This window comes from Methanosarcina sp. UBA5 (assembly GCF_002505485.1).
In the GTDB taxonomy this organism is placed as follows: domain Archaea; phylum Halobacteriota; class Methanosarcinia; order Methanosarcinales; family Methanosarcinaceae; genus Methanosarcina.
The window spans coordinates 1-9942 of the sequence record NZ_DAVG01000087.1 but is presented as its reverse complement, the minus strand read 5'-3'; the positions used below and the strand labels follow the sequence as shown (position 1 = coordinate 9942).

Below are 9942 nucleotides of genomic sequence, written 5' to 3'. Positions count from 1 at the left end.
TCCCTATTTATCATCCTTTGATCGCCTTTGATAAAACCGAGATCATAGACATTGCCCGCAAAATTGGGACCTATGATATTTCCAGTCAACCAGCAGGCAGTTGCACTGCTGTGCCTGAGCGGCCTGAAATAGGAGCAAATTACGACCTTATCGTACTTGAGGAAAAAAAAATGGATACCGAAACTATGGTTTTCAATGCTATGAAAGCAGCAAAAGTCCTTAAACTTTGAAAAACATTCCAACCTTTCTGGCTCGTACATGCTATTCACTCTCTTGTATTGTTTTCTAGATTAATAGAAGCATTCTTCGGGCTAGGAAGGTATTTCCCTATAGTATTCACTTTCTCTTAATATCAACATGAATCTATCTGTTACCTTTTTCTTGCGTGGTTTTTCATTTTCTATTGTTTTTCTGTTATTTTTCTATATTTTTCTATTACTCACATGTTGACAAAGTGATTTTTACACGATGAAGAGCGAAGACTTTTCAGGCGCATTTTGCCCGAAAAAAGAGGTTTAAATATTAACAAATGTAATTATGGTTATAAGTTCACAATTGTGAATTGACTGACACCAGCGGATCATAAGCTCATAATCTGCTATGTTCGCTCAAGTGGTAAATTCATAATTTGGACAAAACACTGCTGAGACAGCATACGGCTATGCAGCGATGCAGGTCCGTTTAGTTAGGTTCGATTCTAAACTATCGCGTTGAGGTTTTTTATGTCTTTACAAAACATTCATAACACAAACTTCTTGAAAATTCGATTAGTATTTATCAGATCGGTGTGCTCAGTTGTACATTTTTTGATAAAGTAACTCAAACTGTGTGTGACTACACGATGCCTTCTACTAATACGCTTGAAAAGCGGGTTGTCTTCGGAGGGGAGAATCACTTAAGAGAACTGACAAAGACCACATGGGGGTCATTGATGCTTATGTCTATTTTGTATGGACTTATAAGCGACGATATACGGCAGTTGTCAATGATTTTTCAGGCAGTGAAAAGCCTTGATATTTGCAGAAACTCCAGAATTTAAAGGTGACACTTTAAAGGTGACACTTACAGGGGATACGAGATAGCCTATAATTCGAGAATTGACCAGCTTACGGTTCGATCGAAAAGAATAAAGGGAATTTCAATCTCTTGAGCATTGTGTCTCTTATGGATGCTTTCTGGCAGGGCGATATAAACGAAAAGGACAGGAAAAATATAATAAACAATTGCTATAGAAAAATATAAAAAAACGACTGGAGAAAAACAGAAGAAAATAAATGCTGAATAATATATAAAAAAAGACGGAAGAAAAATCCGAAGAGAGAAGTTACTGAGAGGATCTGGCCTTCTGTCTACCGATTTCCGAAAGGATTTTTACCTTTGTTTCAAGCGCAGGAACGAAGCCAGGTTTCAATTCCAGGGCCCGATTGCAATTCTCCAGTGCTTCCTCCTGTTTATCCATTCCCGAAAGGACGAAACCCCTGGCTGCCCAGAGACGGGGTTCTGTAGGGGCGAGCTGAAGCGCCTTATCGTAAATCTTCAGGGCTTCCTCGTACCTGCCCAGGCTGGAAAGCAGGCTTCCGGTAGAGGTAAGGGCTTCAAGGTAATCGGGCCTTATTCGAAGGGCGCAACTGTAAGCTTCAAGAGCTTCTTCTTCTCTGCCGAGAATTGAAAGGATCGAGCCTTTACCTGCCCAGGCTTCAGCATATTCGGGATATCTCAAGAGAATTTCTTCATATGCCTGGAGAGCTTCTTCAAATCTGCCAAGCCTTGCAAGAACAACTCCCTTGTTGTCCCAAGCAACTTCAAAACCCGGTTCAAGCTCAATTGTCTTGTTATAAGCCTCAATCGCTTCTTTAAGCCTGCCCAGCTCCGAGAGAATGACGCCCCGGTTATACCAGACCCTGTGATCGTCAGGAATAATTTTCAGAACCTTTGCAGTAAGTTGCAAGGCAGTTTCGAACCGCCTGGCCTTATACATGAGCACGGCCTTCTGAAAGAGAGCTGTTGCGTCCTGTGGATCCTTCTCAAGCCGCTCAGCACAGGCCTGAAGTTCTTCGAAAAACTGCAGGGAAGTATAAAGGTCTCTTACAGCCAGGAAAAGAGGCAGGATTTCATAGTCATTCCCATGAAATGTAAGTTTTTTTGCTTCTGTATTATATAAGAAGACTGTCGATTTCCCTTGATCAAGTTCTTCTCCCTGTGTACCTTGCTTTTTTTTGTTCCTGAAAGTTTTTTCTATTTCTGGAGTATTTTCTATTTCTGGAGTATTTTCTGTTTCTCTATTATTTTCCGTTTCTCCAGTTTTTTCTGTTCCGTCAGTATTCTCTGTTCCTTCAGTTTTTCCTATTCCTGCCATTCTCTCTTTCTCCATTCCTTTAATCACGGCTCTGAGCCCGGAAAAGGCTGCTGAAGAAAGAGGGAAATTGTTAGAGATTGAAAATATAGATCTGAGTTGTTTCCCGAGTTTTCGATCTTTATTGTGCCATAAGACCATTGAAACGCCCTGACACTCATATAGGAATTTTTCCAGGCAGAGCCTCTGGGCCATCTGAATCCCGGAATGCTCAAGCGCGGAAAAGGCTGAAATTGCTGCCCTGCAGTGTTCCCGAAGTTCATTTTGGGAACTGTTTATTCTAGAAGAATAAGTCTCCGTTTTAAACCCTCCTTTACCTTGTTCAGATACGGTCGGAAAAAGAGTCGCACAATGAGTATTTATTAGGTGGCAAGAGTTTGCCTTTTACTGCAACTACAAGCTTTACGGCTGATCCAGCTGGGGACTTCGTGCCTGGTTTCGGTTCCTGCCTGAGAATATCTCCTGCCATAACTCCTACGGGAAGAACTCCTTTTTGCTCAACGATCTCTCCTGCGGTAAGCCCGGCTTCTTCCAGAGTTTTAATAGCTTTTTCAAGGGGCTGTCTTATAACATTCGGAACCTCTACGTTTCCTGTGATAGTTCTTGGCCCTGTTCTGGCTTCTGGTCTCTCTGCGCCTTCTTTTCCTTCCAGCACCTCTTCAAGTAATTCAATTGCTCCGCTAATGCGAAGGAGAGTCTCATTCAAACTCTTTTTCCGGTTTTCGAGCTCTGCAAGCTTTAACTCGATGTCTTTGAGAATTTTCTGCCCTGATTCATATTCTGCCCTGAGCTCAGTTAAACGCTGTTCAAGTTTTACTTCCATATTCCTAAATACCTCTTCTGGTTAGTTATTTGGTTTTATTCGGTCTTTTCCGCTTTATTCGAAATTTCCATTTTATCAGAAATTTCCTGTTCTATTCGGACTCAGCCTTCAGTTTCGGTTCAAACAAGCCGTGATTTACTTTTATGCATTATTTTTGCTTTTGTTGCTTAGTTTTATCTTTTTAGCTTTATTGATTGTTTTATTTTTATTTTCTTTATATTAGGTGCCTTTTTGCTTTCTGTACATTTCCAACCCAATACATTTTAAGTTTTATATTTTTACACGCCATTGGATTGAAAACGTAAAATTTTTTAGAGAATGGGAAAAATCTTCCCGGATATGAAAAGGAAAAAGAACTATTGATTTGAAGTCATATCTACAATCGAGAAGCTGCTTTTTTACAAAAAGTACAGGATCACAGGCAGTAAGATAACTCCCATTGCATGGGATTTCCTGACATTCATAAAGGAAGAGAGCATGCCTATTGGAGTCGAAATTACAAAAATGAAAAATCCGAAAAGCCCTGTAAAAAGGTAAACCATTAATGCAAGCCCGAGAAGGACACCTGCACAGAGTTTGTTGTAATCAACTTTCTTTAAGAGGAGATGGGCATTATTCCCTATCCAGATAGTAGAAAAGTAGGAAAAAAGAGCAGTTAAGACTATAGCGGCAAAAAAGAGCAGTAGTACAGATAAATCAAGCGTGTTTGTTCCCAGAATATCTTCTATAGCTACCATTGCCCCGCTCCGGGTTCTTCCTATCACCACAAAAGCGACCAGTCCGAAAATCGCGTTTGAGGTGTTTACTCCGGAATTTGAAATTATGAATTCCTTCGAGCTCTCAAGCGTTGAAGGGTTACTGGCATAAGGGTCAGAATAAAGAGAGGTTCTTAACCTTCCCAGTTCGGGTTCGGAGGTTTTTTTCTTAAGTGGAATCCTGTCAAAATCGACTTTTGCAACAAGGCCCGTAAGGAGTGCTGCAATCGCTGAGGAGAGGCCTGGCAGCCATGCAACAAGCGAGCCTGCCGCGCTGCCTGTAAGGATTCCCCTGAGAATTCTTTTTCGGGAGAGCTTGAGTGCTGAAACGGATTCTTCGGGAATTTTCGAGCTTGTGAGAAGGCTTATAATTAGCTGTGACGCTCCGAAAAGCCCGCTCAGCAGGGGCAGGAGTATCGACGGCTCTCCAAAATTAATAACCGGAACCATAAGAGATTCCCTGGCAAAAGCGAAGAGTCCAAGCACGCCTGTGATCAAAAACAAAACCAGGGCAAAAAATTTGTACTTATATTTTGCAAATGGGCTTTTCTCCTTTGAATCTTCAGCGTTTTCGCCTTTTTCACTTGCAAGCATCAGAAAGACGATTAAAATAAGAATCAAAGCCATATGTGCTTCAATATAAGGATATACAGCCTTAAAGAAAAGCGAAAACGGCAGCACGAAAATAAGGGAAGCAACTACAGAGCCTGCGCTTCCGAGTGCTGAAAGCCGGACTGCCTCAGCTCCTGCTCCGTCAAGCAGAAGCCTGTGCCCTGGCAGGACCATTAGCGCTGTATCTCCATCTGGTGCCCCTAGAAAAACTGAAGGGATCACATCATGAAAAGTTTGTGAGAGCGCATTTGAGAGAATGATCACGGCTATATAAAAAGGGGCAAGCCCTTTTTCAGCCAGGAAAGGGGCAAGGGCTACAAGGGCAAGCGCAAAATTATTATTGTGTATTCCGGGCAGGAGCCCTGAGATTATGCCAAGCAGGTAACCTCCTAAAACTGATAAAAAAAGAATAATTAGTGAGACATCTTCCACCCAGCCAGCCCTCTGAAACTTGATTGCATCTTGCGAATTTCACTCAAACTTTTGTAAGCTACACCAGATAGTATAATCATTACTATTTAAAAATATTTCTACTATCTTTCAACTTAACTGCTTTTACCGACTTAACTATCTTTTATTTAGTTCCGTTATGTAGAATGCAGCCAGCAGGCTTATAATTCCACAAACTATTGTAAACTCAGGAATTTTTTTGCTTTCTTTTGTAAGATTGCCTGTCTTTTTTCTTGAAATAACGCCGGCACTTTTTCCTTCGTCTTCGCCGCTACTTTCTTCATCGGAGCCAGTAGTTTCCAGCACAGTTATTGTAGCCGTTTTTGAGGCTGTTTTATTTGTATTGCTTACTATCAGGTTAACAGTATAGGTTCCTGCTGAAGAGTAAGTATGGACCGGATTCTGGTTTGTTGAATTAAATCCGTCTCCAAAGTCCCAGTTCCAGGCAATTGCGTTCTGAGAACTGTCATTAAACTGAACCAAGAGAGGCGCGCAACCGGATGTGATATTGCTGCTGAAATCTGCGAAAAGAGGTGCTGTTTTTCCTGGATTTGCTTTTAGAATAACAAGACCGTTAACACCTTCAGCTACATAGACATAACTGTCGGAAACTGAAACATCGCTAGCAGAAACGGTATAACGTCCTTTAAGAATTGGAAATGAAAGATTGCTGATATCGACAATTGCAAGATTATCATCAGTGGCTACATATGCATAGTTGCCTGAAACTGAAACATATTGAGCATATCCGTTATTATTGTAGCTCCCTTTAAGAACCGGAGAAGAAGGATTGCTTATATCAATAATCGCAAGACCATTATTGCTATCGGCTACATAGGCGTAATTACCGAAAACTGAAACATCGCAGGCGTTCCCGGCAGTATCATAACTTCCCTTGAGAACTGGAGAAGAAGGATTACTGATGTCAACAATCAAAAGACCGTTTCCTTCATCGGCTACATAGGCGTAATTGCCGGAAACCGAAACACTCCAGATACACCCGCTATAGCCGTAATTTCCTTTAATAACTGGAGAAGTGTCATAAATTCCCTTAAGCACTGGAGAAGAAGGATTGCTGATATCAACGATGAAAATACCCTTAGCATTATCGATAACATAGGCATAGTTACCGGAAACTGTAATGTGTTGAGCCCATCCACCAGTGCTGAAATTTCCTTTGAGATAAGGAGAAGAGGGATTGCTAATATCAACGATAACAAGATCATTATCATCAGCTATATAGGCGTAATTGCCGGAAATTGCAACATCCTGAGCAGATCCGGGAGTATCATAGCTTCCTTTCAGATCTGGAGAAGAAGGGTTGCTGATATCAACAATCATAAGGCCATTATCCCACTCGGCTACATAGGCGTAATTGCCGGAAACTGAAATACTTTTAGTTATTCCGATAGTATCATAACTTCTTTTTAGAGTAGGAGAAGAAAGATTGCTTATATCAATAATCACAAATCCATTATTGTCTGCAATATAGGCATAATTGCCGGAAACTGAAACACCTCTAGCATATCCTGGAGTATCGCAGCTTCCCTTAAGAGTTGGAGAAGAAGGATTACTTATATCAACAATCGTAAGACCATTATCATTATCGGCTACATAGGCGTAGTTACCTGAAATTAAAATATCCACTGCGATTCCAGAAGTATCATAGCTTCCTTTCAGAACTGGAGAAGAAGGATTACTAATATCAATTATCACAAGACCGGTACTGTCATCGGCTACATAAGCATAATTACCTGAAACCGAAACATCGCAGGCGTTCCCGGCAGTATCATAACTTCCCTTGAGAACTGGAGAAGAAGGATTACTTATGTCAATAATCACAAGACCATTATCCAGATCAACTAAGTAAGCGTAATTGCCAGAAACCGAAATATCTTCAATATTTCCAGTATAATGTCCTTTTAAAATTGGGGATGAAGGATTGCTTATGTCAATAATCATAAGATCATTCAAATTGGCTACATAGGCGTAATTGCCAGAAACCGAAACACAACGAACAGATCCTGCGTAATACCCTTTTATGGTTGGAGAAGAGAGATTGCTAATATCAATAATCACAAGACCGTTATCGCCATTGGCTACATAGGCGTAATTGCCGGAAATTTCTATGTCTCCTACTAAACCTTTTGTCATAACCTTACCCACTAAAACAGGTGAAGAAGGGTTAGTAATGTCCAAGATCAAAAGATCCTGTCCCTGTTCAACATAAGCGTAATTGCCTTTGACATCAAGAGTGTCTATCGTCCCACCAAAATGTCCTACCATTTCCATGTTAACTTCAGGATCGGATGCTGCCCCGACAACTATTTCTGTAATCGTTATCAAAAAAACAACGGATAGAAATGAATTAATTATTTGTCTACTTATTCTCATTAATTATACATCCTGCCCTTTAAGTCCTCATTTTTTACTTTTAAAATATCAAATTCTTTCATCCCTAAATTTTAATACTTTAATTCAAAAAAATCCCGCTATCCAATAAGATTTCAAGAAATAATTTCTGAATAGACTTATTTACGGAGTCGTCCTTGTGCTCTGCACTCATGAATTACCTCAGCTGACAATCTAGAAAATTGTGGATATTGTACAAAATATTAATTACAGTTAAAGTTTAAATGAATAAAAGAACTTTTCTATTTTTTAAAAAGGGATTAGAAAACAAAGCAACTCAGTTGAGTTAACTATATCATGCACATTACGTTAAAGCATACATTCCGATATTTAAGATTGTAATAAATATGAAAAGCCATATTTATAGAAAGATTACAGAAGAAGCGAATCTAAAACTTTATTTATAACTTAAAAATTTCTATATAGATTCACAATTATTTTATTTATGCATGTTTATATCTGGCGTAAAAGAAGATTCTTTTTAATTTGAGAATAGGATTGAGAAATCGAGAGAAACTATGTGTAAGAATAAATGTATTAATAAAGCAGAAAAATTTAACTTTATAGTTACGAAATTTCGAATATAAATATCTTGTGTTCAGTCCCAGATAATTTTCACGGCAATTGGCGGTAAGTGATAATAATAGTCTACGTGGACGATAAGCCACTTAAAAATTTTGAGTGTTCTTTATTACATCAAAGAAAAAGAAAAATCATTTCCACTTATGTTTTATATGTGATTGGTATTCTATATCATGCAGTTCTAAATGCTAATATTGAATGGGGTTCATGAGTAGCATTTAGCGAAAAAGTAGAGCAAGGAAAATGAGGTTCGCCATTCCTCAACCCTGACCTCCACAAATCCGAAACCCCGCCTGAATAAGAAAGTTATTGAGGTTTTTTGCCATTCCTCAAGCTTTAGTTCGGAAGAGGTTTCAAGGGAAACGGAAATGAGGTTCGCCATTCCTCACTCCGATTCCGGAATATCAGAAGCAAAAAGAAGTGAGAGGAAAATCCCTCTCTATACTATTTTTACCTCTCACTTCAATTCTTTTCTAACTGCAGTCCGGCCTTGATATCTATTGAATCCTTTTGATCTGCCTCTAGCTTTAGCCTATGCTCTTTTATGATTTTTTATTCTCAGTCTCTCCCTCTCCCAGGCTGCTCTTCTTTTTTGTCACTTCCTCTCTCAGGCTGCTCTTCTTCAGCCTCACTTGACTGCTCTGACCTTCCATCACTTCCTCTCTCAGGCTGTTCCTGTTCAAGTTCTTCCGAAGGCCCCTGCCTTCCATTACTTCCTCTTCGAGGCCGTTTCTGTTCAATTTCTCCCGATTGTTTCCGTTTTCCATTGCTTCCTTTTTGAGGTTGTTCCTTTTTGTCATTATCTCTCTCAGACTGCTCCTGACTCATTTAACGCCTCTTCTCTGTTTTCCTTTTCTTTATTTCACAAATTTTTCACAATTTGCAAGTCTATCAATCGGCATGAATTCCGCAGAAGAAGCTATCTCCAGATGACTCGAGGCTGGTACGGTAAACGATCGCATCCGCGTTAATCTTCAGGAAATCCTCAAAGCCCTGACCGGAAGCAAGAGGAAGCAGTCGGTTTTTCCAGCCTGAAACTTCAAATTTCTTTTTAGAGTATGCCGGCTCCAGATTGCTTCTGGACGGAGATATCCAGATCTGGTATAAATGCAGGGATTACTTTCCCCTGTTAAACTCCGAATGTTCTATACCCGTGCCTGTGGTAACACACTGTACATCTTCTTTCTCCAGAACCTCCCTGTTTTCCATATTGTCTTCGTGAGTAAGTTCTCCTTCAAGCACTATCGTTATTATCTCCACTTCATAATGCAGATGAGATGAAAATCCCTTGCCTGGCTCGAGAATAAATTCATTAAAAGCGCGCAGATCCCCGAACTGGAGATTTTTCGGATCATAATAATCCGAATAAGAGAAAAGAAAAAAGCTTTTAACCCAACCTTATCGGAATAGTACCTTGCTTCTGCCGGAATAATTCTGACTATAAAAACCCCCTTGCTGCTCTGCCCAACTATTATTCAGCTATTTGAATAATATGGAACTTTTATTTACTGAAAAGGATAATACCCCTGGAAACAAAGGTTCTGAACAATCTTCATAGAGCCTGAAAAATAAACCGAAAATAAACAAAGAGTTAGCAGAAAAATCGAAAATAGACAGAGAATATGCATAAAATAAAAAAGAGAAAGAAAACGTCGACAATGACTTCAATGCTCATTCCTTTCATAGACATTTTTAGAGTTAAATCGATACTCACTATTTTTATTTGATTAAATCTATTTTTCAGTTTTTCAGGATTTTCTTTTCTCCATAAATCTATTTTTCAGTTTTTCAGGATTTTCTTTTCTCCATACCCTCCACCGCCTGGGGTTTCGATTACAAAAAGCTCGCCGGACTTCAACTCAACTTCGTCCTGCCCTCCAATTTCGAGAACACTGCCGTCCCTTCGGACAAGTGCGTTTCTTCCACACGCTCCAGGCATTCCGCCTTTGAGCCCG

8 protein-coding genes and 2 pseudogenes are annotated in these 9942 nt (G+C 39.8%); 2 read left to right on the top strand and 8 right to left on the bottom strand.

Going from position 1 to position 9942, the window contains the following annotated elements:
• Both BP621_RS09735 and BP621_RS09730 read left to right on the top strand, forming a co-directional pair.
• Window positions 1-230 (top strand): annotated as a pseudogene (locus BP621_RS09735) (tRNA 4-thiouridine(8) synthase ThiI); the annotation flags it as partial.
• A gap of 611 nt (window positions 231-841) precedes the next feature.
• The gene (locus BP621_RS09730) at window positions 842-1039 is read left to right on the top strand and encodes a hypothetical protein (protein WP_292389449.1); all 198 of its coding nucleotides are present in this window, start codon (window positions 842-844) and stop codon (window positions 1037-1039) included.
• Window positions 1040-1324: 285 nt separating this feature from the next.
• On the opposite strand, the gene BP621_RS09725 is transcribed toward BP621_RS09730, so the two are convergent.
• The 8 genes and pseudogenes from BP621_RS09725 to BP621_RS17240 form a co-directional block, all read right to left on the bottom strand.
• Window positions 1325-2548, bottom strand: a complete 1224-nt coding sequence (locus BP621_RS09725) for a tetratricopeptide repeat protein (RefSeq protein ID WP_292389448.1) — start codon at window positions 2546-2548, stop codon at window positions 1325-1327.
• Window positions 2549-2675: 127 nt separating this feature from the next.
• Window positions 2676-3176 carry a PASTA domain-containing protein gene (locus BP621_RS09720; protein ID WP_292389447.1) on the bottom strand — a complete coding sequence of 167 codons (501 nt, stop codon included), beginning with the start codon at window positions 3174-3176 and terminating at the stop codon, window positions 2676-2678.
• Between the two features lie 398 nt (window positions 3177-3574).
• Window positions 3575-4975: a tripartite tricarboxylate transporter permease gene (locus tag BP621_RS09715; protein ID WP_292389446.1), complete on the bottom strand. Its 1401-nt coding sequence runs from the start codon at window positions 4973-4975 to the stop codon at window positions 3575-3577.
• A gap of 135 nt (window positions 4976-5110) precedes the next feature.
• Window positions 5111-7339, bottom strand: a complete 2229-nt coding sequence (locus BP621_RS09710; protein WP_292389445.1) for a PKD domain-containing protein — start codon at window positions 7337-7339, stop codon at window positions 5111-5113.
• Window positions 7340-8192: 853 nt separating this feature from the next.
• Window positions 8193-8369, bottom strand: a complete 177-nt coding sequence (locus BP621_RS09705; protein WP_292389443.1) for a hypothetical protein — start codon at window positions 8367-8369, stop codon at window positions 8193-8195.
• A gap of 176 nt (window positions 8370-8545) precedes the next feature.
• The gene (locus BP621_RS09700) at window positions 8546-8815 is read right to left on the bottom strand and encodes a hypothetical protein (protein ID WP_292389441.1); all 270 of its coding nucleotides are present in this window, start codon (window positions 8813-8815) and stop codon (window positions 8546-8548) included.
• Window positions 8816-9103: 288 nt separating this feature from the next.
• A pseudogene (locus tag BP621_RS09695) lies at window positions 9104-9322 on the bottom strand (pirin family protein); the annotation flags it as partial.
• Window positions 9323-9767: 445 nt separating this feature from the next.
• Window positions 9768-9942, bottom strand: a 175-nt coding sequence (locus BP621_RS17240; RefSeq protein ID WP_394339300.1) for a hydantoinase B/oxoprolinase family protein, incomplete at its 5' end; no start/stop codon positions are given.

Coding starts and splice junctions, on each gene's coding strand:
- BP621_RS09720 (WP_292389447.1), bottom strand. CDS start 3,176: ATGGAAGTAAAACTTGAACAGCGTTTAACTGAGCTCAGGGCAGAATAT.
- BP621_RS09705 (WP_292389443.1), bottom strand. CDS start 8,369: ATGGCGAACCTCATTTCCGTTTCCCTTGAAACCTCTTCCGAACTAAAG.
- BP621_RS09700 (WP_292389441.1), bottom strand. CDS start 8,815: ATGAGTCAGGAGCAGTCTGAGAGAGATAATGACAAAAAGGAACAACCT.
- BP621_RS09725 (WP_292389448.1), bottom strand. CDS start 2,548: ATGGCCCAGAGGCTCTGCCTGGAAAAATTCCTATATGAGTGTCAGGGC.
- BP621_RS09730 (WP_292389449.1), top strand. CDS start 842: ATGCCTTCTACTAATACGCTTGAAAAGCGGGTTGTCTTCGGAGGGGAG.